The organism is Pseudomonas sp. AC463 (genome assembly GCF_979253585.1).
The window spans coordinates 1-263 of the sequence record NZ_CEEDDZ010000727.1; the positions used below are offsets into that span (position 1 = coordinate 1).

At 48.3% G+C, this 263-nt stretch carries 1 protein-coding gene; it reads right to left on the reverse strand.

Annotation, left to right across the window (positions count from 1 at the left end):
• Positions 1-80, reverse strand: an 80-nt coding sequence (locus AC0IYH_RS32120) for a hypothetical protein (protein WP_471838358.1), incomplete at its 3' end; no start/stop codon positions are given.
• Positions 81-263: the final 183 nt, after the last annotated feature.

Genomic DNA, 263 nt, shown 5'->3' on the forward strand with positions numbered 1-263 from the left:
TGGGAGCCGTAACCGATGATGGCAACTTTCTTGCCCTGGATGATGGAGAGGTCACAATCTTTGTCGTAATAAACTTTCATGTTCTTGGCTCTTGTGAATCGAAAGGGAGGGGGTGCGAGCACCGCGACGGAGCCACCTTAAGTGATCCGTCCCATTGCGTAAAATGATATATTTGCAACACAACATGCCGATATATGAAACACCAATGGATAGCCACGCGCTTACACTCTTTCTTTCTCTGGCAGACAACCTGCACTTCGGCA